The 23,049-nt window shown below is 71.5% G+C and carries 19 protein-coding genes; 11 read left to right on the top strand and 8 right to left on the bottom strand.

Annotation, left to right across the window (positions count from 1 at the left end; translation table 11 throughout):
* Window positions 1–40 precede the first annotated feature (40 nt).
* Window positions 41–2,704, bottom strand: a complete 2,664-nt coding sequence (locus BC793_RS25910; RefSeq protein ID WP_109596645.1) for a molybdopterin-dependent oxidoreductase — start codon at window positions 2,702–2,704, stop codon at window positions 41–43.
* A gap of 46 nt (window positions 2,705–2,750) precedes the next feature.
* Window positions 2,751–3,539 carry an FAD binding domain-containing protein gene (locus BC793_RS25905; RefSeq protein WP_109596643.1) on the bottom strand — a complete coding sequence of 263 codons (789 nt, stop codon included), beginning with the start codon at window positions 3,537–3,539 and terminating at the stop codon, window positions 2,751–2,753.
* Window positions 3,540–3,693: 154 nt separating this feature from the next.
* Here BC793_RS25905 and BC793_RS25900 point away from each other — a divergent pair, with 154 nt between their 5' ends.
* The 4 genes from BC793_RS25900 (at window position 3,694) to BC793_RS51590 (ending at window position 9,738) form a co-directional block, all read left to right on the top strand.
* A complete protein-coding gene (locus tag BC793_RS25900) occupies window positions 3,694–5,076 on the top strand; it encodes a cytochrome ubiquinol oxidase subunit I (protein WP_109596641.1) in 1,383 nt (460 codons plus the stop codon).
* 14 nt (window positions 5,077–5,090) lie between these two features.
* On the top strand, window positions 5,091–6,086 hold the full coding sequence (cydB, locus tag BC793_RS25895; RefSeq protein ID WP_109596639.1) for a cytochrome d ubiquinol oxidase subunit II: 996 nt from the start codon (window positions 5,091–5,093) through the stop codon (window positions 6,084–6,086).
* A 98-nt stretch (window positions 6,087–6,184) separates the two neighbouring features.
* Window positions 6,185–7,828 (top strand): thiol reductant ABC exporter subunit CydD, encoded by a 1,644-nt coding sequence (cydD, locus tag BC793_RS25890; protein ID WP_109596637.1) that lies wholly within the window; start codon window positions 6,185–6,187, stop codon window positions 7,826–7,828.
* Window positions 7,825–9,738, top strand: a complete 1,914-nt coding sequence (locus BC793_RS51590; protein ID WP_239169913.1) for an amino acid ABC transporter ATP-binding/permease protein — start codon at window positions 7,825–7,827, stop codon at window positions 9,736–9,738. The genes cydD and BC793_RS51590 overlap by 4 nt, the downstream gene beginning before the upstream one ends.
* On the opposite strand, the gene BC793_RS25880 is transcribed toward BC793_RS51590, so the two are convergent.
* Entirely contained in the window at window positions 9,683–11,614 is a 1,932-nt protein-coding gene (locus tag BC793_RS25880) for an ATP-binding protein (RefSeq protein ID WP_109596635.1), read from the bottom strand. The two genes, BC793_RS51590 and BC793_RS25880, sit on opposite strands and share 56 nt — an antisense overlap.
* Before the next feature lie 351 nt (window positions 11,615–11,965).
* On the opposite strand from BC793_RS25880, the gene BC793_RS25875 reads away from it, so the two are divergent.
* From BC793_RS25875 to BC793_RS25850, 5 genes are all read left to right on the top strand, one after another.
* A complete protein-coding gene (locus tag BC793_RS25875; RefSeq protein WP_109596633.1) occupies window positions 11,966–12,604 on the top strand; it encodes a DUF6230 family protein in 639 nt (212 codons plus the stop codon).
* Window positions 12,605–12,674: 70 nt separating this feature from the next.
* Window positions 12,675–14,063, top strand: a complete 1,389-nt coding sequence (locus BC793_RS25870) for a DUF6114 domain-containing protein (RefSeq protein WP_109596631.1) — start codon at window positions 12,675–12,677, stop codon at window positions 14,061–14,063.
* A 52-nt stretch (window positions 14,064–14,115) separates the two neighbouring features.
* Window positions 14,116–14,385 (top strand): DUF2277 domain-containing protein, encoded by a 270-nt coding sequence (locus BC793_RS25865; protein ID WP_109596629.1) that lies wholly within the window; start codon window positions 14,116–14,118, stop codon window positions 14,383–14,385.
* Between the two features lie 241 nt (window positions 14,386–14,626).
* On the top strand, window positions 14,627–15,076 hold the full coding sequence (locus BC793_RS25855) for a hypothetical protein (RefSeq protein ID WP_109596625.1): 450 nt from the start codon (window positions 14,627–14,629) through the stop codon (window positions 15,074–15,076).
* 63 nt (window positions 15,077–15,139) lie between these two features.
* Complete coding sequence (locus BC793_RS25850) at window positions 15,140–16,369, top strand: putative acyl-CoA thioester hydrolase (RefSeq protein WP_109596623.1); 1,230 nt, start codon at window positions 15,140–15,142, stop codon at window positions 16,367–16,369.
* Window positions 16,370–16,409: 40 nt separating this feature from the next.
* Here the strand turns inward: BC793_RS25850 and BC793_RS25845 are convergent, their stop codons facing one another.
* Entirely contained in the window at window positions 16,410–18,365 is a 1,956-nt protein-coding gene (locus tag BC793_RS25845; protein ID WP_109596621.1) for an elongation factor G, read from the bottom strand.
* 171 nt (window positions 18,366–18,536) lie between these two features.
* Here BC793_RS25845 and BC793_RS25840 point away from each other — a divergent pair, with 171 nt between their 5' ends.
* The gene (locus BC793_RS25840; RefSeq protein WP_109596619.1) at window positions 18,537–18,956 is read left to right on the top strand and encodes a hypothetical protein; all 420 of its coding nucleotides are present in this window, start codon (window positions 18,537–18,539) and stop codon (window positions 18,954–18,956) included.
* Between the two features lie 3 nt (window positions 18,957–18,959).
* On the opposite strand, the gene BC793_RS25835 is transcribed toward BC793_RS25840, so the two are convergent.
* Together BC793_RS25835 and BC793_RS25830 are read right to left on the bottom strand one after the other, a co-directional pair.
* Window positions 18,960–19,766, bottom strand: coding sequence for a tyrosinase family protein (locus BC793_RS25835; RefSeq protein WP_109596617.1), 807 nt, complete (start codon window positions 19,764–19,766; stop codon window positions 18,960–18,962).
* 32 nt (window positions 19,767–19,798) lie between these two features.
* On the bottom strand, window positions 19,799–20,269 hold the full coding sequence (locus tag BC793_RS25830; protein WP_109596615.1) for a tyrosinase family oxidase copper chaperone: 471 nt from the start codon (window positions 20,267–20,269) through the stop codon (window positions 19,799–19,801).
* A gap of 211 nt (window positions 20,270–20,480) precedes the next feature.
* On the opposite strand from BC793_RS25830, the gene BC793_RS25825 reads away from it, so the two are divergent.
* The gene (locus BC793_RS25825) at window positions 20,481–21,065 is read left to right on the top strand and encodes a tyrosinase family oxidase copper chaperone (RefSeq protein ID WP_158319365.1); all 585 of its coding nucleotides are present in this window, start codon (window positions 20,481–20,483) and stop codon (window positions 21,063–21,065) included.
* 4 nt (window positions 21,066–21,069) lie between these two features.
* Here BC793_RS25825 and murJ read toward each other — a convergent pair whose 3' ends face one another.
* Together murJ and BC793_RS25815 are read right to left on the bottom strand one after the other, a co-directional pair.
* Window positions 21,070–22,626 carry a murein biosynthesis integral membrane protein MurJ gene (murJ, locus tag BC793_RS25820; protein WP_109596611.1) on the bottom strand — a complete coding sequence of 519 codons (1,557 nt, stop codon included), beginning with the start codon at window positions 22,624–22,626 and terminating at the stop codon, window positions 21,070–21,072.
* A 113-nt stretch (window positions 22,627–22,739) separates the two neighbouring features.
* On the bottom strand, window positions 22,740–22,991 hold the full coding sequence (locus BC793_RS25815) for a hypothetical protein (protein ID WP_109596609.1): 252 nt from the start codon (window positions 22,989–22,991) through the stop codon (window positions 22,740–22,742).
* Window positions 22,992–23,049 lie beyond the last annotated feature (58 nt).

The following is a 23,049-nucleotide window of genomic DNA, read 5'->3' as shown; positions in this document are numbered from 1 at the left end:
CGAGACAGCGCTCACGACCAGCCGGGAAAACGCCGGGTGCTCAGGCGGGGCCGGACTGCATGGCCAGCCAGATGCGGTCGGCGGTGTAGGGCAGGTCGGTGAGACGAAGGCCGATGGCGTCGCGGAGCGCGTTGCCCAGGGCGGGCGACACCGGGTTGTACGGCGACTCGCTCATCGATTTGGCACCCAGCGTCCCGATCGTGTCGACGGTCCGCGCGAAATGCACCTCGGTGACCGGGACGTCGGCGACCGTGGGCAGGTGGTACTGCCGGAACGCGGCCGTGGTGACCCGCCCGGAGTCGTCGATGTCGACGTGTTCGGCGAGAGTGGCGCCGATGGCCTGGGCGACGCCGCCCTCGATCTGGCCACGGAGCTGGAGCGGGTTCAGCACGGCACCGGCGTCGGCGCTGTGCACCGAGCGCAGGATGCGCAGTTCGCCGGTGCCGGGGTCGACGGCCACGCGGAACCACTGGGCGTTGAAGGCGACCGACCGCGGCGTACCGTCGAAATGTCCGCTCTCGGTGAGGGGCGCGAGCCCGGCGAGGCTGATCCCGGCGACCCGGTCGGCGGTGAGGCAGCCGATGTCGGACGGTGAGCGCTCCGCGGCGGCGAGGATCCGGGCGCGCAGCGCGCGGGCCGCCCGGAGCACGGCCTGGCCGGCGACGACGACACCGGTGGAGGCGAAGGCGCCGGTGTCGTGCCGGACCACGTCGGTGTCGGACTGCCGGATGACCACCCGGTCGGGAGTGGTGCGCAGTTCGTCGGCGACGATCTGGGCGTGCACGGTGGTGCTGCCGTTGCCGAATTCGGCGGTGCCGACGGCGAGTTCGTAGCGGCCGTCGGGGAGCAGGGTGACGGTGGCGTCGGCGAAGTGGCCGCCGGGCGGGCCGGCCGCGATCATCGCGATCGCCATGCCCTCGCCGACCAGCCAGCCCTCGGGGGCCGGGTCCGAGGTGGCGGCGGCGGCGCGCATCCGGTCGAGGCACTGGTCGAGGCCGTAACTGGCGATGCCGAGGTCGGGGACGTGTGCGCCGGGCGCGGTGAGGTCGTCGCCGGGCCGGACCACGTTGATCTCCCGGAACGTGACCGGGTCCATGTCGATCATGCGGGCGAGTTCGTCGAGGACCTGCTCGACGGCGAAGGTGACCTGGCCGAGCCCGTAGCCACGGAACGCCCCGGCCGGCACGGTGTTGGTGTAGACCGTGACGGCGTCGGTCCGGATGTTCGCACACCGGTAGACCGCGACCGTCTCGTGGCAGCCGTGGTGCATCACCGACGGCCCGTGGTTGCCGTAGGCGCCGGTGTCGACGAGCACGTTCAGCTGCAGGGCGGTGATCTCCCCGGACCGGGACGCGCCGGCCTTGACCGTGATGACGAACGGGTGCCGGGTGGTCGCCGCGGTGAACTGCTCGGCCCGGGTGAACTCCCACTTCACCGGGCGGCCGGTCCGCAGCACGGCCATCGCCACCAGATCCTCGACCAGCATCTCCTGCTTGCCGCCGAACCCGCCGCCGACCCGGCCGGCGACCACCCGGACCCGGTCCTGGGAGAGCCCGAACAGCCGGGACACGGCCCGCCGGGTCAGGAACGGCGTCTGCGTGCTGGACCGGATGACCAGGCGCTCGTCGTCGTCGAGCCAGCCGACCGCGCCGTGCGTCTCCAGGCTGGCGTGCTGCACCCGCGGCGTCCGGAACGTCGCCTCGTACACCGCGTCCGCGGAGGCGAACCCGGCCTCGACGTCGCCGATCCCGGCGTGCAGCTCCCCCACCACGTTGGCGTCGGCGCGCACGATGCCCTCGGCGATCCCCTTGTCGCCGTGCACGAGCGGCGCGCCCGGCAGCATCGCCCGCACCGGGTCGGTCACGGCGGGCAGCACCTCGTAGTCGACCCGCAGCCGCCGGACGCCCTCCTCGGCGGCGGCCTCCGAGGTGGCGACGACCGCCGCGACCCGCTGGCCGACGAAACGCACCACCTCGTCCAGGACGCGGGTGTCGTACGGGTCCTCGGCCTCGTTCTCGTGCTGGGCGGTGGAGAACAGCCGGTCGGGCGCGTCCTTGTGGGTGAGCACCGCCTCCACCCCGGGCACGGCGAGCGTGCCGGCGGTGTCGATCGACAGGATCCGGGCGTGCGCGTGCGGGGAGCGCAGCACCTTGAGGTGCAACAGGCCGGGCACGTCCAGGTCGAACGTGTAGCGGGCGGTGCCGGTGACCACCTGTGGTCCGGCGGGGGCGCCGAGGTTCGATCCGACGGCGGCGCCTCGTGCCGGGCATACGGCCGACGGCCTGCCCTCGATCGCGTCGGTGATGGCGCGATAGCCCGTACATCGGCAGAGGTTGCCCTTGAGGGAGCGCGGCAGGTCGGCGCGCTGCTCCCCGGTGAGGGCCGCGGTCGTCATGATCATGCCGGCGGTGCAGAAGCCGCACTGGAAACCCTGCGCGTCGAGGAAGCTCTGCTGCACCGGATGCAGACCGGACGGGCCGGCCAGGCCCTCGATCGTCGTCACGCTGCGTCCCCGCGCCCGGAAGGCCGGATAGACGCAGGAGTGCACCGGGGTGCCGTCGACGTGCACGGTGCACGCTCCGCAGTCGCCGGTGTCGCAGCCCTTCTTGACCCCGAAGCAGCCCTCCTCGCGCAGGTAGGTGCGCAGGCACTGGCCGGGGAGCGGCGTGCGGTCGTGCGGTGTTCCGTTGATCTCGATGGTCATCTGCGTTGCCTTCCTGCCGGCCGCCGGGTGCGGCCGGAAGCACCTGTCAGGACACGAGATCGGCCCTGATCTGACGCGCGTGGTGGCGGGTGAGGTGATGCCGCCAGAGCGGCCGCCCGTGCACGTCGTCGACGTAGTCGCCGGCCGGGATGGTGTCCAGCGCCGCCTCCACCTCCGCCGCCGACGGCGGCGACGGGAAACGGAAGACGTACGGCCGGCGGGTCGCGGCGGTCACCGTCAGCGACATCGCGCCGTCGGGGTCGGCCCGGCCGATCAGCAGGACGGCCGAGCGGCCGTGCCGGTGCAGAGACCCTCGGCGGTACGCCGTACGCGCCCCGAGCGGACCGGAGGGAAGGTGGATCGCCCGGAGGAACTCCCCGTCGCGCAGCACGGTCGTCCCCTCGCCGGTGACGAACGCGGCGGCCGGCACCCGCCGTTCCCCGCCGTCCGGGCCGACCAGCACACACGTCCCGTCGAGCGCGACGCTCAGCGAGATCATCGGCCCGGCCGGTAGCGCGGCGCAGAGGTTGCCGCCGACCGTGGCCACGTTCCAGATCTTGAACGACGCCAGGAACGCGTGGCAGCACTGGAGCACGATCGGATGCCGCCCGAGCCGGTCGGCCAGCTCGGCGATGGTGCAGGTGGCCGCGATCTCCACCCCGTCGTCACGGACGGTGAGCGGTGGCCAGCCGGCGGCCGCCAGGTCGAGGAGCCGGGTCACGTCCGGGCGCGGCTCGCCGAGAAGGGCGGTCCCCCCGCCCATCCAGGCGTCGCCGGGCCGCCACTGACCGGGCCGGGCGGGGCTGATCACTTCGGTGACGGTGTGCAGATCCACGAAATCACGCTACGCGTCTCATGTTTCCGTTCTCAGCGATCTTCGAGGGCCCCGGCGAACCTGCCCTCTGTTCCCACAACGCGGGACCTTCGGCCCTGATCGGGCGTGAAGTGCCTGATCAAGAGTGTGCATCGACGTCGGGGAAAGGACGCCAGTGGACGCGCTCGATCTTTCGCGGTGGCAATTCGGGATCACCACCGTGTACCACTTCATCTTCGTTCCGATAACGATCGGGCTCTCGGCGCTCGTGGCCGGACTCCAGACCGCCTGGGTACGCACCGGAAAGGAGAAGTACCTGCGGGCCACCCGCTTCTGGGGCAAGCTCTTCCTGATCAACTTCGCGATCGGTGTCGTGACCGGCATCGTGCAGGAGTTCCAGTTCGGCATGAACTGGTCGGCCTACTCACGCTTCGTAGGCGATGTCTTCGGTGCCCCGCTCGCCATCGAGGGGCTGCTCGCCTTCTTCCTGGAGTCCACGTTCCTCGGCCTGTGGATCTTCGGCTGGGACCGGCTGCCGCCACGCGTGCACCTGGCGACGATCTGGACGGCGTCGATCGGCACGATGCTGTCGGCCTACTTCATCCTGGCCGCGAACTCGTGGATGCAGCACCCGGTCGGCTGGACCATGGGCGACGGGCGGGCCGAACTGACCAGCATCACCGCGGTGCTCACCAACTCGACGACGCTCGTCACCTTCCCGCACACCATCACCGCCTGCTTCCTCACCGCGGGGGCGCTGCTGCTCGCGGTCAGCGCCTGGCACCTGCGGCGCGGGAACCAGGACGACGTGTTCCGGCCGTCGCTGCGGCTGGGCGCGTGGGTGGTGCTGATCGCCGGGCTCGGTGTGCTGGTCACCGGCGACCTCCAGGCACGGGTGATGACGCAGCAGCAGCCGATGAAGATGGCGGCCGCCGAGGCGCTCTACGAGAACACCTCGTCCGCCTCGTTCTCGATCTTCACGGTCGGCTCCCTCGACGGGTCGGAGGAGCTCTATTCGGTACGGATCCCGTCGCTGCTGTCCTTCATGGCGACGGGTGATCCGTCCGGTGAGGTCGAGGGGATCAACGACCTCCAGCAGGCGTACGCCGCGGAGTACGGCGCGGGCGACTACGTGCCGAACGTGCCGGTGACCTACTGGTCGTTCCGGCTGATGATCGGTTTCGGCGCGCTGGCCATGCTGATCGCGGCGGCGGCACTCTGGTTCACCCGCGGGACCCGGAGCCCACGGTCGCGGTGGCTGTGGATCGCGGCGGTCGGCACGGTGGCGATGCCGCTGCTGTCCAACTCGTTCGGCTGGATCTTCACCGAGATGGGCCGGCAGCCGTGGACCGTGTTCGGCCTGTTCAAGACGTCCGAATCCGGGTCGCCGGCGGTCTCCACCGCGGAGGCCGCCACGGGACTGATCGTCCTCACGGTGCTCTACGGGATCCTCGCGGTCATCGAGATCGGGCTCTTCCTGAAATATGCGGCCGCGGGAGCCCCGGTGATCGCACCCGAGACCGATGAAGCCGACAAACCGCTCGCGTTCGCGTACTGAATCGCTGAGGAGCCATGGAACTCACCACCGTCTGGTTCATTCTGATCGGCGTCCTGTGGGCCGGATACTTCCTGCTCGAAGGCTTCGACTTCGGCGTCGGCATCCTGCTGCCGGTGCTCGGGCGCGACGACCGGTCCCGCCGCCTCGCCATCAACACCATCGGCCCGGTCTGGGACGCCAACGAGGTGTGGGTGCTCGTCGCCGGCGGCGCCACGTTCGCGGCGTTCCCCGAGTGGTACGCCACCCTGTTCTCCGGGTTCTTCCTGCCGCTGCTGCTCATCCTGGTCGCGCTGATCGTCCGGGGCCTCGCCTTCGAATACCGCGGCAAACGGGACTCGGTCCGCTGGAAACGCGGCTGGGACCTGGCGATCTTCTGGGGCAGCCTGATCCCGGCGGTCCTGTGGGGCGTCGCGTTCGCCAACATCCTGCGCGGCGTGCCACTGGACGCGTCGCACGAGTACGTCGGCGGATTCCTCAACCTGCTCAACCCGTACGCCCTGCTCGGCGGCCTGACCACGCTCGCCCTGTTCACCCTGCACGGCGCCGTCTTCCTCGCCCTGAAGACCGACGGTCCGATGCGTGCCGACGCCGGCCGGCTCGCCGCACGCCTGGCACTGGTCGCCGTCCCGATCGCCGCCGCGTTCCTGATCTGGACCGGTCTCGCCAACCTCGACGGCTGGGGCATCGCGCTGTCCGTGTCGGCCGCGACGGCCCTGCTCGCCGCCGTGCCGATGACCCGGGCACGGTGTGAGGGCCGGGCGTTCGCGGCGACCGGGGCGACCATCGTGCTCGCGGTGGCGGCCCTGTTCGTGACGCTGTTCCCGAACGTCATGCCGTCCACCCTCGACCCCGCCGGCGGCCTCACCGTGACGAACGCGTCGTCCACCCCGTACACGCTGACCGTGATGACCTGGGTCGCCGCCGCCTTCACCCCGATCGTCCTGCTCTACCAGGGCTGGACCTACTGGGTCTTCCGCAAGCGCCTCAAGCTCAGCGACATCCCCGCCTGACCCCGGCCCCGCCTGCGGCGCCCATCACCGCAGGCGAGGTGACGGGCCGGATCCCCGAAACGAACGCACCCAAACGGCCGGTCCCCGGAAGGACTCCGATGAAGCCACTCGACCCCCGCCTGCTCGGGTACGCCCAGGCGACCCGGGCCTACCTGGCGGCCACCGTCGTCCTCGGGTTCGGGCACGCCGCCCTGCTCATCGCGCAGGCCGTCCTGCTCGCCGGTGCGATCACCGCGGTGTTCCTGAACGGGGCCGCGATCACCGCGGTCGAGGCCTCCGGGCTGCCGGTCCTCGTCGCGCTGGCGCTCGTCGTCGCGGCCCGGTCCGCGGTGGCGTGGCTGCAGGAGGTGGCCGCGGCCCGGTCCGCCGCCGCGGTGAAGAGCCAGCTCCGCAGCCGGCTCCTCACCCACATCGCCGCGCGGGGGCCGGCCGGTGGGCGACCCGCCGGGGAGATCGCGGCGCTCGCCGGGGGCGGGCTGGACGCGCTCGACGCCTACTTCGCCCGCTACCTGCCCCAGCTGCTCCTCGCGGTGCTGGTCCCGGGGCTGCTGCTGGCCCGGCTGCTGCCCGCGGACCTGGTCGCCACGGTCACCATCGCGGTGACGTTGCCGCTGATCCCGGTGTTCATGGCGCTCGTCGGCATGCACACCGAGGCACAGAACCGGCGGCAGTTCCGGCTGCTCGCCCGGCTCTCCCACCACTTCCTCGACGTGGTGGCCGGGCTGCCGACGCTCAAACTGTTCGGCCGGGCGCGGGCACAGGCCGGCATCATCCGGCGGATCAGCGACGACCAGCGGCGGCACACCATGCGGACGCTGCGGACCGCGTTCCTGTCGTCGCTGGTGCTGGAGTTGCTGGCCACGCTGTCGGTGGCGCTCGTCGCGGTCGGTGTCGGGCTGCGCCTGGTGCACGGCGACCTCGACCTGGCGACGGCGCTGCTCGTGCTGATCCTGGCCCCGGAGGCGTACCGGCCGCTGCGCGAGGTCGGTGCCAACTACCACGCGAGCGCGGAGGGGCTGGCCGCGGCCGAGGAGGTGTTCACGATCCTGGAGACGCCGCCACCGGTGGCCGGGACGGTGCCGCCGCGGGACGGGGACATCGTGTTCGAGAACGTCGAGGTACGGTTCCCCGGGCGGGCCGGGGCGGCGCTGCGCCTGGACGCGACGATCCGGCCCGGCGAGGTGGTGGCGCTGACCGGGCCGTCCGGCTGCGGGAAGTCGACCGCTCTGGCCGTGCTGCTGGGCTTCGTGACCGCCTCATCAGGTCTGGTGAGGGTGGACGGCGTACCGCTGGAAGATCTTGACCTTGCGGCCTGGCGCCGCAGGATCGCCTGGGTGCCGCAACGTCCGCATCTGTTCGCCTCCTCGGTGTACGAGAACATCGCGCTGACCGGAAATGCCGACGGGCCGGAGGTGGTGGCCGCGGCCCGGGCAGCCGGCGCGGACGTGTTCGTGCAGGAGTTGCCGGAGGCCTACGGCACGGTGCTCGGGGACGCGGGCGCCGGGCTGTCGGCCGGGCAGCGGCAACGGATCGCGCTGGCCCGGGCGTTTCTGCGGGACGCTCCGATCGTGCTGCTCGACGAGCCGACCGCCAACCTGGACGGTGCCACCGCGGCCGGGGTGATGGACGCGATCCGCCGCCTCGCCCACGGCCGTACCGTGATCATCGCGGCGCACCGTCCGGAACTGATCGCCCTCGCCGATCGTGAGATCCGCCTGACCGCCGAGCTGGTGCCGGCATGACCGCCGCCGCCGCGACCGACCGCTCGGCACCGGGCGCCGGGCGCGGATTCAGCCTGTACCCGCTGCTCAAGCCGGCGGCGGGCCGCCTGGGTCTCGCCGTGCTCGCCGGGTCCGGTGCGGCCGGCGCGGCGGTCGCGCTGACCGCCGTGTCGGCCTGGCTGATCTCGCGGGCCGCGCTGCATCCACCGGTGCTGCATCTGATGGTGGCGATCGTCGCGGTCCGGGCGTGCGGGCTGAGCCGGGGCGTGCTGCGCTACCTGGAGCGGCTGTTCGGGCACGACGCGGCGTTCCGGATCCTCGCCGACGTGCGGGTGCGGCTGTTCGAGCGGCTGGAACGCCTCGCCCCGGCCGGTCTCGCCGACTTCCGGCGCGCCGATCTGGCCCGGCGGCTCGCCTCGGACGTCGGCGCGGTCCTCGATCTGGTCACCCGGGTGCTGCTGCCGTACGCGGTCGCGGCCGTCGTCGGTCTCGCGTCCGTGCTGGTGGTGGGCGCGCTGGCACCGGCGGCCGGGCTGGTCCTGGCGGCGGCACTGCTGGTCGCCGCGGTGGGGGTGCCGGTGCTCCAGAGGGCGGCGGCACGGCGGGCCGACGGGCGGCTGGCGCCACTGCGGGCCGAACTCTCCACCGGCGTCGTCGATCTGGTGCACGGACTGCCCGATCTGCTCGCGTACGGGGCGACGCGCGACCGTCTCGACCGGCTCGCCGTCGTCGATGCCCGGCTGACCGCGGCATCGCGTCGTTCGGCCGCGACGGCGGGACTGGGCGCGGCGGTGACCGTCCTCGTGACCGGTGTGTCCGTGCTGGCCGGACTGATCGCGGGCGCCTACGCGGTGCGGTCCGGCACCCTGCGCGGGGAACTGCTGGCGCTGGTGGTGCTCACTCCCCTGGCGGTGTTCGAGATCGCCGGGCCGCTCCCGGCGGCTGCCCAGCACTACGCGGCCGCCCGTGCCTCGCTGCACCGTCTCGCCGAGATCTGGACCGCTCCCGACCCGCTGCACTCCCCCCGGCTGGCTCCCACCGCTGTCTCGACCGCCCCGAGACAGCGGTCAGAACCAGCCGGACAAAACGGCCAGCACACCCGGCTGGCTCCCACCGACGTCTCAACCGCCCCGAGACAGCGGTCAGAACCAGCCGGACAAAACGACCCGCACACCCGGCTGGCTCCCACCGACGTCTCGACCGGCCTGAGACAGCGGCCAGAACCAGCCGGGCAAAACGACCGGCACGCCGGGCCGGCCGGGGTGCCTGAGCTGCGGGTCGAGGGGGTCACCGCGGGGTGGGTGGCGGGGCGGACGGCGGTCGGCGGCTTCGATCTGGTGCTGCCGGCCGGGAGCCGGGTCGCGCTGACCGGGCCGAGCGGGTCGGGCAAGAGCACGGTGGCCGCGCTGCTGGTGCGGTTCCTGGATCCGTGGGCGGGCCGGGTGACGATGGACGGCGTCGATCTGCGGGACGTTCCCGCCGACGAGGTGCGGGCGGTCGTCGGGTATCTGCCGGAGGACGCCTACCTGTTCGACACCACGATCGGTGCCAACCTGCGGATCGCCCGCCCGGACGCCACCGACGGACAGCTACGGGAGGTCCTGCGCGCCGCACGGCTGCTGGAGTGGGTGACGACGCTGCCGGACGGCCTGGACACGCTCGTCGGTGAGCACGGGATGGCGCTGTCCGGCGGGCAGCGGCGGCGCCTGGCGCTGGCCCGGCTGCTGCTGACCGACGCCCGGGTGCTGATCCTCGACGAACCGACCGAGCATCTGGACGAGGCCACCGCGGTCGCCCTGACGCGTGACCTGCTGGCGGCGGCCGGCGAGCGTACCGTTCTGCTGATCACGCACCCCACCGACCTGGACGAGTGCCTCACACGTGTGCCGGTGACCGCGGTTCGACGGGGGCCGGGCAGGCCGGCAGAGTGACGGTGAACGTGCTGCCCCGGCCGACGACGGACTGCACGGCGATGGTGCCACCGTGGTCGCGGACGATGTCCCGGACGATGGCCAGCCCCAGTCCGGGCCCCTGGACGGCCTGGTCCATGGCGTTTCCGGCACGGTGGAACGGGGTGAACAGGCCGGGCACGTCCTCGGCGGGGATGCCGATCCCGGTGTCGGTGACCGCGATCGCGACCGAATGCGTGTCCCCGGTCAGGCGGCAGTCGACGCGGCCCCCGTCGGGGGTGAACTTGATCGCGTTCTCGACGAGCTTGCGCAGGGCCCGCTGGAGTTGGGTGCGGTCACCGCGTACCCAGGCCTCGGCGGTGTCGAAGGTGACGGTGAGGTTCTTGGCCGCCGCCGCGTTGGCGAGTTCCCCGCGGACCAGGTCGGCGAGGGCCGCCAGGTCGAGGGCCTCGGGGTGCGCGGCCGTGTCGCGGTCCGGCCGGTCGAGCAGGATCAGGTCGCCGATGGTGTCGTGCAGGCGGTGGGCGTTGCGCAGGATGGCGTTGAGGGCGCGCTGTTGCAGGGTGGTGAGTTCGCCGCCGCCCTCGTCGGTGATCATCTCGGTGTAGCCGAGGATGCTGGTCAGCGGCGTGCGCAGCTCGTGGGTGACGGTCTGGATGAAGACGTCCTTACGCTGGTCCAGGATCCGCAGCTCGGTGATCAGGCGGGCCTGCTTGTCCTGGAGGCTGACCTGGCGCAGGGCGCGTTCGATGTCGCGGACCACGCCGGCGAGCAGCCGCTGTTCGGCCTCGGTCCAGACCGGCGAGCCGGGGCGATGGGCGTAGAGGTATCCGGGGCCGCAGTCGGCGTCGCCGCCGATGCCGAGCCAGATGCCGCCGTCGGGGCGGACCCGTGGCTGGCGGGGTCTGCCGGCGAGGATCTCGGTGGCCGGCTCGCCGGGCGGTTCGGCGGCGCCGTCCGGCCAGCAGGAGTGCACCTCACCGCTGCCGGTGACGGTGATCCGGCTGTGCACGGTCGCGGCGCCGACCGCGACGGCGACGAGCTCGGCGATCCGCTGGCCGGTCGCCACCGGATCGGTCATCTCCTGCATCTCGGCCGCGACGGCCTGCCGGAGACCGGCGCGCGCGGCGCGGGCCTGTTCGGCGGCGAGCAGGGTCTCGGTCTGCTCGGCGAGGTCGTTGAGGGCCTCCACGACGGTACGCAACTCCTCCGCCCCGACCGGTTCGGCCCGTGCCGAGCGGTCGCCCCCGGCGAGGCGGCGGATGGTCATACCGAGCTGCGCGAGCGGGACGAGCAGTTGCCGCCGCCCGGTCCGGGCCACCGACACCCCGATGACGATGATCGCGATGACGAGGACCGTCGCGACCACATCGAGGGAGGTACGCGACGAGTCGCCGGCCGCCTGCACACGCCGGTACTCCCGGGCGACGGCGTCGGCGACGGCCGCGTTGGCCAGCCGGAGCTCGTCGAACAGCCCCTTGCCGCGGACGGCGCGGGTGGTGTCGGCGTCGGGCACTCCGGCGGCGACGATCGGGGCCGCATACCCGTCGAGCCAGGCGTGGACGGCCTCACGTTCCCGGTCGAGCAGCCGTTGCGTGTCCTCGCCGCTGACATGGCGCCCGAGGTCGGTGAGGGCGGCGAGGGCGGCGGTCCAGCCCCGCTCGTACGGCTCGAGGAAGGCGGGTTCGCCGGTCAACTGAAAGCCGCGCACACCGGTCTCGGCGTCGGTCATCCGCTGGAGGACCTGGTCGTTGGCGATCTCGGCACGGTCGGCGCGGTCGGCCGCCCGGTCGTGCTGGGCGCGCAGCCGTGCACCGGCGCCGAACTGGATCAGCAACAGGGCGAAGAGGACGAGGAGAGCGAGGAAGCCGGCGTTGAGGCGGCGCTGCACGCTCATCGGCGGCGATCCTCGCGGGCGGTCATGCCTCTCCGATCGGCAGGCCGGGGCCGTGATCTAAGGGTCCTCCAGGCCAATTCACTTCGTTATCCATCCGCAATAAAGCAGGCCTTGCGTACCCCGGGTAACGGGTAACTCGCCAGCCTCGATCCTAATGTCGGAAATTTCGGACACCTGAGTGGCAGAGATCACGGTGCGTCATGTTGATCTAGTGACCTGGGTTACTGACCGGTAAATCAAGCCCTTGTAGTCCCGGCCCGGGAGCGGCAACATTTCCGGCACATTACGACCGCGACCATCGATGTGCCTCACTGCGCAAGTCGCCGGTCCAACCATCCATGAGGAGGTTCCGTGGAGGATGCGCAAAACGCTCCGGCGTACGGGCGCACCAACTGGCGCCGGTTCGCGGTCGCGGTGGGCGTGCCGACGGTGATCGCGGGCGGGCTGGTCCTGGCCCTCGCCGAGGGTGCCCTGGCAGCGAACTTCACCGTTTCCGGCAAGCAGTTCAAACTGTCCGCGGACAAGCTGGTGGGCAACGGCTTCACCCAGTACAGCGGCGAGCTCCCGACCGCCGACAAGGAGAAGTACCCGAACGGCAAGATCCCGGCGGCGATGTCCGGCATCCGGAGCGCCGACCTGTGGAACCTCTGCCAGTCGGTCGCCGTCGGGCCAGTGACCCTGCGTATCGAGGCCGGTGACGATCCCAACCGTCCGGTGCACGCCGACGAACTGCTGATCGGCATGTCCACCCTCGGGGGTGACGCCACCTTCGAGGACATCCAGATCGGCCTGGACGGCTCCACTCTCGGCCAGGACGGCGCCGACAGCCACGGAGCGCCGCTCTCCTTCGGCCAGCAGGCCGAAAAGGTGACGATCAACGGCCTGCGCCAGGAGGCGTACTACACCTCCGCCTCCACGTTCACCCTGAACGGCATGAACCTCAAGCTGCACATCGGCGGCTCGCACGAGTGCTACTACGACGAGGACTGACATCGTTTCATCGGGCTCGCGGGGCACTCCTCCGCGGGCCCGTCGCTCTGAGGTGACTGGGAGGCTCGGCGTGGCGACGGAGAACATCCGGGACAGGTTCCGGCGGTGGCGGCGCGTCCGGCCGTTCTGGGGCGGGCTCCTCCTGGTGCTGTCCGGGCTGGAGATGTTCGTCAGCGCGAACATGGAGCTCGACAACATCAAGATCCACATCGGGCCACAGGGCTTCTACTCGTACCTCCTGCCGGTCATGATGATCGCCGCCGGAATCCTGACCTGGCTCTCCCCCGCGCAGCGCCTGTTCTACGGCGTGATCGGCATCATCACCGCGCTGTACTCGTTCATCGGCCTCAACCTGGGCGGCTGGATCGCCGGCATGCTGCTCGGCATCGTCGGCGGCGCGCTGGTCATCGCGTGGGGCCCGCCACGGGTGGCGCCCCCGCGGGACGAGCGGCCCACCCAGGAGATCGAACCGGTCGCCGACGAGCAGCCGTCCGGCGTCCACCGCAAGGCGCTGCTCATCGTGGCCCCGTTGCTGCTGGCCACGAGCGTGATGGTGGCCGGGAACCGGCCCGCCGAGGCCGCCGACTGCCCGGAGGGCCTGCCGTCCCGCAAGGCCTCGCCGAGCGCGACGGCCACGTCGGCCGCGAAGGTCAAGCCGAAGCCGAAGCCGAAGCCGACGAAGACCGCCTCCGGCCCGTCGCCGAGCACGTCGGTGTCACCGTCGGCCTCGCCGTCCCAGACCGGCAGCGGCAATCCGGTGCTGGACGGCATCAACGACTTCTGGAACGGCGTCGGGGACTTCCTGGGCATCGGCGGCGAGGAGCAGGCGGAGCCGTCCCCCGCACCGTCCGCCGGCACCCCCGGCCCGGGCCCCTCGGCGCAGCCCACGACGGCCGCTCCCGGTACCGGCCCGTCCGCGTCGGTGCCGGTGTCCCCCTCCGCCTCCGCCTCCGTGCCCCCGTCCGCGTCCGCGTCCGCCAAGCCGGAGGAGATCCCCTGCCTGGGCGCCCGGCAGATGAACGTGCGGGCCGACGACGGCGGCATCCCGCTGGCCGGGGCCAAGCCGGGCGTGGTGAGGGCCGCCTCGGTGACCATGTACAACTCGTCCTACGACGGCGTGGCCGAGGTGCCGACCGGCAACGGGCCGATCCGGTCACTGAAGTTCACCATGGACAAGGTGGTGAACAAGCCGTTCACCCTCACCATCGACGAGCCGGGCGACGCCGTCACCGTCATCGAGAGCGGGGAACTGATCCTCGACGGCAATGTCGAGTTCTACAGCCCCACCTTCAAGGGCAAGCTGTTCGGGCTGATCCCGGTCACCTTCACCCCGGAGCAACCGCCGCCGTTGACGCTGCCGGTGCTCTGGTTCACCGACGTGACCCTGGACCTGGCCTACGTCAGCTCCGACGTGCTCACCGCCAAGCCCCTCGACATCGAGGGGACCGCCGCCGGGTGATCGGCACCTAGGCTGGGAGGGTCCGAGGCATCCGTACCGAAGGGACCCGACCGTGTGCCGGAGCATCCACCAGCTGCACAACTTCGAGCCGCCGGCCACGCCGGACGAGATCCACGCGGCCGCTCTCCAGTACGTGCGGAAGATCGCCGGTTCCACCCGGCCGTCGCAAGCCAACCAGGCCGCCTTCGACCAGGCCGTGGCCGCCGTGCAGGCGGCCACCGCGGAGCTGCTCGCCGCGCTGGTCACCACCGCACCGCCGCGCGACCGTGAGGTGGAGGCGGCGAAGGCGAGGGCCCGCGCCGAGCGGCGCTACGCCTCCTAGGGTCGCGGCCTGCCGGGCCCGGGGCGACGAATCCTACTCCCGGCCTCCGGCGGCGGCGCCCGATCGCCGCCGCCCGGCCTGCCGGAAGCCCGGGAGAAACCGAACGACCCATGGTGCCGGCCATTCGGCCAGCGACCGCGGATTTCGTGAACGACGGTTTTTCCGCGCCGTGATGATTGGTTTCGCAATTGCAGGGACGACCTCAATTGTCGAACCATTCCACAGCTGAAGGAGAATCGTCATGACCACATCGCACACTCGTTTCTCGTCGTGGGGCATCCTGGCCGCCTCAGCGCTGGCCACCGCCGCCACCACCCTCGGCCCGGCAGTTCCGGCGCACGCCGATCCGCGCGTCTTCACCGCCAAGGTGACCGTCGACAACCAGACCTCGGAGAAATTCGACGTGGTCTGGCAGGAGGCAACCGACGGCGAATTCGTCACGTATGCCAACGACGAACTGCCGGCGCATTCGTCGGACTGGCTGAGGACGACGGCCAACGTCGACCAGGGCGGCACCTCGGGCGGCATCAAGTACAAGACGGAGAACGGCGGCAACGTCGTCATCTACTGGAACAACCCCTACGAGGAGGACAACGTGTACAGCTGCCACGTACCCGACGGCATGGAGTGCTCCTGGGACGACAACGGGCTGTACGAGACCGAGGTGACCTTCACGATCACCCCGGAGTGAGTCAATCCATCGACGTACTTCACAGTACGATGCTCCAGGAAAGCGCATTCCTGGAGGTGGACGATGCACATCGTTTCAGCGGTTGCCGCCCTGGCACTGGCCCTGCCGACGGCCGCCGGGCCACCCGGCCCGGAGCCACGGCAGGTCCCGCCGGGCACGACGGCCCGTCCGATCCTGTCGGCCGGGGAGGCCGCTGCGTTCGTGCCGGAGAACCATCTCGGGTTCTCCGGCACGTACACCGATCCGGTCGCCGACCCGTGGCGGCCCCCGCCGATCCGCACCCCGCACCGCCCCGACCTGGTGGTCGGCCCGCACGGCTTCGCCGATGTCCAGGACGCGGTCGACGCGGCGTACCGGGACGGCGGGACCGCCCGCCGGTGGATCGCGGTACGGCCCGGCACGTACACCGGCACCGTCTTCATCCCGGCCGGCACTCCCCCGCTGACCGTCTACGGCACCGGCCGGGCGCGGGACGTGCGGCTGGAGTTCACCATCGACGCGACGGTCACCCCGGCCCAGTGGGCGGCTCTCGTCAACCCGGACGGCCGCTACGCCGAGGGCGACCCGGCCTGGCCGATGTATCAGTCGTGCGCGACGAAGACCAGCGCCACCGCCGGGCTGTGCGCCACCGTCGTCTGGGCGCAGAGCACCGACCTGCAACTGAAGAACCTGACCATCACCAACACGCTGCTGGACACGGTGGACCGCGGCACCCATCAGGCGCTCGCGCTGCGGACCGACGCGGACCGTACCCAGTTGGAGGGCCTGCGGCTGATCAGCCGCCAGGACACCCTGCTCGCCAACGCCGACGACACCCGCATCGCCCGGGTCTCGGTGCGTGACACGTATGTCGAGGGCGACACCGACTTCGTCTTCGGGCGGGCCGCCGCCGTCTTCACCGGCTGCACGTTCCGGCTCGTCTCCAGCCGCAAGTCGTCCGGCGGGGTGATCTTCGCGCCCAGCACGCATCCCGGGTATCCGTACGGCTTCCTGGTCACCCGGTCGCGGATCGTCGCCGACGAGGGTTATGTCGCGGCACCGACCGGCCGCCTGGGCCGGGCCTGGGACCAGGGCGCGAGCGCCACCGGATACCTGCCCGGCATCACCCCCAACGGACAGCTGGTGATCCGCGACAGCCACCTCGGCGCCGGATTCGACATCCTGGCCCCGTGGGCACCCGCCGCCACCACGGCCCGGCCCTTCTCCGCGCCGATCGAGCCGGGCCGCAGCCTGTCCGACGTCCATCACAACCGCCTCTGGGAATACGCCAACCACGGCCCGTCCGCCGGCTGACCCCCGGGATCCGCCGGCCGGCGAATCCCGGGGGAACTGATCAGCGCGGTACGGCGCGGAACCACCCGGCACGGTCGGCCGGATCGGGTCCGCGCCGTGGCATCACCGGCGGATCCTCACCGGTGACCGGGGCGTAGTGGTCGAACCGCGCGGTCAGCACGGCCTCGCCACCGGTCAGATCCGGCAGGGCGGCCACCACCCGCGGCACCCGGGACGACGGCAGGACCCCGCTCATCTCCAGGTATCCGCCGGCGGTCGCGGTGTCCCGGATGACCGCCCCGGCCCGGCCGAGCAGCGCCGTGACGACGTCGGCCACCTGATGCGGCAGGTTCACGTCGAACCGTTCCACCGGATGACACACCCGGGTGCGGGCGGTCCGCAGCGCCGCCGCCACCACGACCGGCGCGAGATGACGGAAGTCGCCGGCCACACTGGAGATGGACTTGTCGAACTTCTGGTGCGGCCGGCTCTGCCGCGGGCAGTACTGCGACGACGTCATGGTGACCGTGCAGTCGGTCACCGGCCAGCCGTGCGGACCCTGCCGCAGTGCGGCCCGCACCCCCTCCTCGGTGGCGGCGATGAACGCCGGAGGCAGGCGACCGGGTTCGATGCCGGGCCGGAACTCGACACCGTGACCGGCGGGGGCGGCCTCGATCCGCAATCCGATCCCGGCGAGGTACGGATTCCCGCGCTCCCTGATCCGATCCTCGCCCGTCCCCGAACCGATCACCCGCTCGATGCAGGCGGTCAGCGTTCCGGAGAACCGCACCGCCACGCCGTACCGGTCCTCCAGCAGCGCCGCGATCACCTCCTTCTGCACCTCGCCGTGCAGCCGGATCACCGCCTGTTCCTGCTGTTCGTCGAGCCGCAGGTCGACCAGCGGGTCCTCGTCGGCCAGCTCGGTGAGACCGGCGAACAGCGCCAGGCGCCGGCTCGGGTCAACCGGTTCGACGAGGGCCTGCCGGGTCGGCGGCGGGAACTGGTAGAGCCGTCGCCCGGGCGGTTCACCGACGTGCTGGCCGATCCGCGCGGACAGCCCGCGGACGGCGGCGATCTGCCCGGCCGCCGCCGACGGCCGCACCCGGACGCCGTCCGGCTCGCTCACGGCGATCTGGGTGACGGTCTGCGGGCGGGCCCCGGCCAGGTGCACCCGGTCCCGTACGCTCAGCCGCCCCGACCACAACCGCAGCCAGGCCCGCCGTCCGTGGTCGTCCCGGTCGACGGCGAAGACCGTACCGGCCACCGGCCCGTCCCGTTCGTCGCTGCGGGGCAGCAGGTCGGTGAGGATGTGACGTAGTTGCGGCACGCCGGCGCCGGTGATGGCCGAGCCGCACACGACCGGGCTGAGCGTGGCGCCGCGTACCGCCCGGCGGATCGCACGCCGCACGTCGCGGGCCCGGACCGGCTCACCGGCCAGCCATCTCCCGGCGATGACGTCGTCGCCCTCGGCGACCGCCGCGACGACCGGCTCGGTGTCGAGGCGCACGGCCCGCACCCGGGCACCGCGGTCGCCCTGGCCGGTGACGGTGGTCAGTGGAACAGGGCCGGTCGCGAGCCGCCGCCGGATCTGGGCGGTCACCCGCTCCACGTCGGCGCCGCGCCGGTCCACCTTGTTGATGAAGAAGAGGGTGGGCACGCCGATGCGGCGCAGTGCCCGCCAGATGGCGACGGTCTGCGGCTGGACACCCTCCACGGCGGACACCACGAGGACGGCGGCGTCGAGCACGGCCAGGGACCGCTCGACCTCGGCGATGAAGTCGGGGTGGCCGGGCGTGTCGAGCAGGTTGACGGTGAGGTCACCGAGCCGGATCGAGGTGACGGCCGCCCGGATGGTGATGCCGCGCCGCCGCTCCAGCTCCATCGAGTCGGTGCGGGTGGTGCCGTCGTCGACGCTCCCGGGCCGGGACACCGCCCCGGCCTCGAACAGGAGGCGCTCGGTCAGGCTGGTCTTGCCGGCGTCAACATGGGCGACGATCCCGAGATTCAACAATGCCAAAGCAGAACTCCACGGTAGGACGGTCAGGGGTCCGGAGCGTGGAAGCTGCTCGCATCGGTCTCTCCTCGTCTGTGGGCTCTACTCGGCACCACCCTGGCACGGCTGTCATCCTGCCGCCACCGATTTCGTATCCGCCCTCTCCGGCAGCCCGGCGGGCCTAGCCTGAGGGGCATGTCGTACGTCGCCGCCCGTGACGGCCGCAAGAATCGCAGCGCCGCCACCCGGGCCCCCGCCGTCCCTGACCGGATCGACGACCTGCACGGGCACAGCGTCGGTGTGCTCGAGGTGCCGCATCACATGGCCTGCGGGCATGCCAGCCGCCGTCAATTCGAACTCGATGACCCGATCCAGGTCCGGCACGCCTACGAGCAGGTCCTGTGCGAGGCCGCGAACTGCGGTGAGGTGGAGGATCTGATCAACCCGGCCATGCTGCGCCGGGTCTGGCGTGACCTGCATCTGCCGTCCCGGGTCCGCTCGGCGTGGGAGACCCGGCACCCGGGCCTGCAACGCCGCACCGTGAACCGCGCGGCCGCGATCACCGAGGCCGCTGCCGGGGGCGGCTTCGCGCGCCGCCGCCGGGCAGTGGCCTGAGCGTCAGGCGTAGCTGTAGCCCAGGAGGGTGATGTCGCGGACCGCGGACGGCGTACGCCCGTTCCCGAACGGCCGCATCGCCTCGGTGTTGTCGACGACACCGGCCGTGAAGCCGGTCCGCGGCTGGTAGGTGTCGATGCCACGGCTGCTCTGCCACAGCCACCACAGCCGGTCGATGTTGCAGTGGTGCAGCCAGAACACCGGGTCGTTGGGCGCCTCCCGGGTGGCCATGTGACCGCCGACGTAGTTGTGCACCCGGTTGTGCAGCTCGATCTCGCCGCGGTTGCGGTAGCTGTTGGACACCGTCGAGTTCCAGGGCGACTGGTCGTACACCTGGTAGCTCTGGATGTTGGTGACCGTCGCGGCGGTGGGCCGGCTCGCGCTCTGGCCGACCCGCCGCTGGAGGAAGCTGGTCTGGATGCTGCTGCGGTAGAGCGACCAGCCCCAGGACGGGCTGAAGTTGCCGCTGGAGACGCTGCCGTTGGTGATCGCGCCGAGGAAGTCGGCGGTGAACGGGCTGGCGCTGCCGGTCCAGTCCCAGTACGGCAGGAAGAGGTTCGCGTTGCCGCTCACCGTCTGCAGGTCCAGCTCCAGCAGGCGCATGTATTCACGGTGCCAGGGGAAGAACGACGGCGACTGGTGCGCGTGACTGATGTTGTCCGACGTACGGGAGAAATAGAGGACGTGCTGGTCGATGTACCAGTTGTAGTTCCGCCCGTTCACCGAAGTGGTCTTGAGCTGGCGCATCGCGTTGGTGAACGCGGTCTTCTCCGCAACGGTCATCGCGGTGATGCTCTTGCGTACTGCCATGGTCTTCAGTCGCCTTTCACGAAAAGAAATCGTCAGTGGCCGTGCTCGTCCGCGGCCCCGTCGGCGAGTTCGTAGTCGCCCAGGATGTCGACGACCTTGCGCGCCAGCTTGCGCAGCCCTTCGCGGTTGCGGCTGCTGTCGATCTCCACTGGGTCGTAGTGGTTCAGGGCGCTGATCCAGCCCACCCCCACGTACGGCGGGGACCCGTCCGCCGGCACGAACAGCGTGCTGATCTCGGTGAGGGCCAGCCGCCGGTTGTTGATCGTCAGCTCGTTGCGGCCCCGCTGGTTGTGCAGGCCCCGGATCTTCTTGCCCTTGAACACCTCGTCGAAGTCCCGGGGGTCGAGCACGTTCTTGAGGCCGCCCAGCGGGTTCTTCGGATCGCCCGCGCCCGGCGGCGGTTCGGCGCTGGCCAGCTCCTGGCCGGCGACCACGGCCGTGGCAGCGGTCACCGCTCCGGCCGCGCCGTAGCGCAGGACGTCACGACGGTTCGTCTTCGCCATACGGAATCCTCATCCTCAAATGGACAAAACATGTCGGCAGACTTATTCAACCGAGCATCGGATAATTCGTGTCGCCGTTGTCACCGAAAGGAATGAGAAAGCGGCGGTGCGGCGTTTCGAATCAGTCCGTGGCCGTTGTCCGGAAGTACGATTGCGTACAGCTCGAGCACTTCTTGTAAACGTCGATGAAAGTGGTCCGACAATGAATTCCATGCACCACGGCAAACGACGGGCGAACCGCGGAGGATACGCAGGGCTCGCACTGCTGGCCGTCGCCGTCGGGCTGGCCACCACCGCCGGCACCGTCCATGCGGGCACCGGCCCGGACGTGGACCCGATGCCCGTGCCGTCGGCGTCGGGGGCGGCCGCCCGGCCGGCCGTGGCGAATCCCGGGTTCTTCGAGACCTACCGAGGGCACCACATCATGGGCTGGGGCGCGAACGAGAAGGCCTGCGCCTACATCGACGGGGTGCAGCTGGTGCTCTACCCGACCGGTGACGGCAAGTACAGCAGCAACCTCCAGGGCTTCCGCCACGAGCCCAGCGTCCGGGCGATCACCAAGGCGTCGGTGAAGACCCTCGGCAAGCTCAGGATGACGACCCCGCCGGACGGTGCCGCGCACTGCCCGACCTTCACCGTCCGCAAACCCGCGCCCGTCAAGCCCGTGCCGACCAAGTCCCGGACCGCCGCACGGGCCACGTCCGCCGCACCCGCCACCTCGGCCGCACCGGCCACGTCGGCTGCCGCACCGGCCGCGTCCGCCGCACCCGCCACGTCCGGCGCGTCCAGCCGGTAACGGCTCACCAGGTCCGCAGGCCGGGCAGCGCCAGGTTCAGCAGATGCCGCAGCTCGGCCAGGCGCATCAGCCGCCCCACGGCGAGATATCCGGCGGCACCCGCGGACACCGCCCCGGCCAGGGTGCCCAGCGCACCGGCCCAGGTCGTCGCGTCGACGGCCCAGACGACGAGGCCGGCGCATCCGGCGCCGGCCGCCGTCGCCACGAGCACCCGCACATGGGTACGGACCAGACGGCGCCCGTCCAGGTAGCCGAGGCGCCGGCGCAGCACCAGTGCGGTCACGTTCAGCCCGACGGTGTAGGCCAGTGCGTACGCCACCGGGATGCCGATCACGATGTCCTCCCCCGGCAGCAGCGCTCCGGCGGCGGCGCACCCGGCCACCCCGACGACCGCCACCAGGGCCGTGATCAGCGCGGACGTCCGGGTGTCCTGCAACGCGTACAGCCCGCGCTGAAGGATCATGTAGCTGGTGAACGGCACGAGCGTGAGCCCGAATCCGGCGAGCACCAGACCGAGCACCCGTACGGTCGCCGGGCTGCTGTTGCCGTGCGCGAACAGCACGGTCGCGATGTGCGGCCCGAGCAGCAGGAACGCGGCGGCGATCGGGGCCATCACGACCAGGGCGGTGCGGACCGCCCGGGACAGCCCGGTGGTGACCCGCTGCCGTTCACCGCGGGCGGCATACTGACTCAGGCGCGGCAGGATCGCCGTCATCACCGACACGGCGATCACCGCATACGGTACGAGGTAGACGGCGCTCGCGTTCTGATAGGCGGTGACCCCGCCCGGCCCCGCCCACGACGCCGCCCGGGTCGCCGCCGCGGTCAGGGTCTGCGAGGCGAGCACGGCGAGCAGCACCCACACGCCGAGTTTCCCGATCCGCCGGATCCCGATGCCCCGCGGGTCGAGCCGCAGCCGCACCGGGAACCCGCTGCGCGCCAGCGCCCACAGCACGAGAACGGTCTGGGCGATCACCCCGGCCGTCGTCCCCAGCCCCAGCAGCAGCAACGACCCCCGGCTCAGCCCGGTCCCACCGGCCGCACCGCCGGCGACGGCGAGGTAGGTCAGGCCGACGGCGATCACGATGACGCTGTTGCAGAGCGGCGCCCACGCCCCCGCCGCGAACCGGCCCCGGATGTTGAGAATGGCCCCGGTGGTCGCGCTGAGCCCGTAGAACAGGATCTGCGGCAGGAAGAACCGGCTGAACACGATCGCCAGCTCCCGCTGCTGGGCGGTGAAACCCGGCGCGTACAGGTCGATCAGCCACGGCGCGACCACGATCGCGAGCACGGTGACCAGGCCCAGCACGTACACGATCAGCGAGAGCAGCCGCTGCGCGTAGAGCACCCCGCCGTCGGGTTCGGTCAGCGCCGCCCGGGTCAGCAGCGGCACCACGATGCTGGCCATGGTGCCGCCGACGACCAGCTCGTAGACGGCGTTCGGCAGCGTGTTCGCCACGTTGTAGGTGTCGAGCAGCCGGGTGCCGAGCCCGAGAGCCGCCGCGAGCACCAGGATCCGCAGAAACCCGGCGACCCGCGAGGCCAGCGTGGCCACCGCCATCCGCTGCCCGGCCCGCCCGATCGAAGATCCATCTGTCACGTGACCTGCATACCGCCTCACCGCAACACCCCGGCACCGGGTCCCCCGGCCGGGGGAGGCCGGCGGACCGGGGCTCAGGCGAAGTTGCCCTCGGCGACGTTCGGGTCGGGGCGCAGGCCGGCGAACGGGTCGGCGCCACGCGGACCGGACGTACGGGGCACGAAGGTGAACTGCACCATGCCGCGGGTGGTGCCCTCCGGCGGGATACCGGCCCGGTGCAGGCAGCGGGTGGTGTTGCAGAACGCGCTCCGGCCGGCCGGCACGTCGAAGTAGCGGGCGCTGCGCGGATCCTCCATCAACCGGCGGGCCGGGCCGACGGCGGCCACGGTCGGGCCCCGCGGAGACAATGATCGACGGGTTTCGTCGTCCAATGCGGACGTGCCC

The organism is Actinoplanes xinjiangensis (assembly GCF_003148685.1).
In the GTDB taxonomy this organism is placed as follows: Bacteria; Actinomycetota; Actinomycetes; order Mycobacteriales; family Micromonosporaceae; genus Actinoplanes; species Actinoplanes xinjiangensis.
The sequence above is the reverse complement of the archived record's forward strand: the minus strand, read 5'-3'. Positions and strand labels throughout refer to the sequence as shown.

What these genes read in the sequence shown, in the direction of transcription:
- BC793_RS25835 (WP_109596617.1), bottom strand. Translation starts at nt 19,766, where the DNA reads ATGGCAGTACGCAAGAGCATCACCGCGATGACCGTTGCGGAGAAGACC.
- BC793_RS25855 (WP_109596625.1), top strand. Translation starts at nt 14,627, where the DNA reads ATGACCACATCGCACACTCGTTTCTCGTCGTGGGGCATCCTGGCCGCC.
- BC793_RS25825 (WP_158319365.1), top strand. Translation starts at nt 20,481, where the DNA reads ATGCACCACGGCAAACGACGGGCGAACCGCGGAGGATACGCAGGGCTC.
- BC793_RS25880 (WP_109596635.1), bottom strand. Translation starts at nt 11,614, where the DNA reads ATGAGCGTGCAGCGCCGCCTCAACGCCGGCTTCCTCGCTCTCCTCGTC.
- cydB (WP_109596639.1), top strand. Translation starts at nt 5,091, where the DNA reads ATGGAACTCACCACCGTCTGGTTCATTCTGATCGGCGTCCTGTGGGCC.
- BC793_RS25840 (WP_109596619.1), top strand. Translation starts at nt 18,537, where the DNA reads ATGTCGTACGTCGCCGCCCGTGACGGCCGCAAGAATCGCAGCGCCGCC.
- BC793_RS25830 (WP_109596615.1), bottom strand. Translation starts at nt 20,269, where the DNA reads ATGGCGAAGACGAACCGTCGTGACGTCCTGCGCTACGGCGCGGCCGGA.
- BC793_RS25910 (WP_109596645.1), bottom strand. Translation starts at nt 2,704, where the DNA reads ATGACCATCGAGATCAACGGAACACCGCACGACCGCACGCCGCTCCCC.
- cydD (WP_109596637.1), top strand. Translation starts at nt 6,185, where the DNA reads ATGAAGCCACTCGACCCCCGCCTGCTCGGGTACGCCCAGGCGACCCGG.
- murJ (WP_109596611.1), bottom strand. Translation starts at nt 22,626, where the DNA reads ATGGCGGTGGCCACGCTGGCCTCGCGGGTCGCCGGGTTTCTGCGGATC.
- BC793_RS25850 (WP_109596623.1), top strand. Translation starts at nt 15,140, where the DNA reads ATGCACATCGTTTCAGCGGTTGCCGCCCTGGCACTGGCCCTGCCGACG.
- BC793_RS51590 (WP_239169913.1), top strand. Translation starts at nt 7,825, where the DNA reads ATGACCGCCGCCGCCGCGACCGACCGCTCGGCACCGGGCGCCGGGCGC.